Origin of the sequence: Yersinia sp. 1252 StPb PI (assembly GCF_048593885.1) — a bacterium.
GTDB lineage: Bacteria > Pseudomonadota > Gammaproteobacteria > Enterobacterales > Enterobacteriaceae > Yersinia > Yersinia enterocolitica_E.
This window is the reverse complement of sequence record NZ_JAZGQE010000512.1, coordinates 1-387: the sequence shown is the minus strand read 5'-3', so window position 1 is coordinate 387 and position 387 is coordinate 1. Positions and strand designations below refer to the sequence as shown.

The window sequence follows — 387 nt, the reverse complement described above, 5'->3', positions numbered from 1 at the left end:
GCTACCATTCCCCCCATTGCCGTTACCACCATTACCACTACCACCATTGCCCCCGTTACCACCATTACCCCCATTGCCGCCGTTGCCATTACCACCGTTACCATTACCGCCATTACCCCCATTGCCACCGTTACCATTACCACCGTTGCCGTTACCGCCGTTACCGTTGCCTCCGTTTCCATTCCCTCCATGACCACCACCATGGCCGCCGTGCTTAATCAACATCAAGTCTGAGGTCATGGACGTATTTTGTGTGTAACTTGTATCCTTCATCAATTTCGATACATCAACCGTAGCGGCTGATACATAAAAGGAACATGCTGATAATACTGAGGTTGCAGCGAGCATAATTACGTTAATCTTTTTCATAGGAATATCCTTCAATAG

At 48.3% G+C, this 387-nt stretch carries 1 protein-coding gene; it reads left to right on the top strand.

The features are described from left to right. The coding region (locus V2A85_RS24545; protein WP_420072672.1) for a hypothetical protein at nucleotides 1-234 on the top strand (234 nt) is incomplete at its 5' end. Between the last annotated feature and the right edge of the window lie 153 nt (nucleotides 235-387).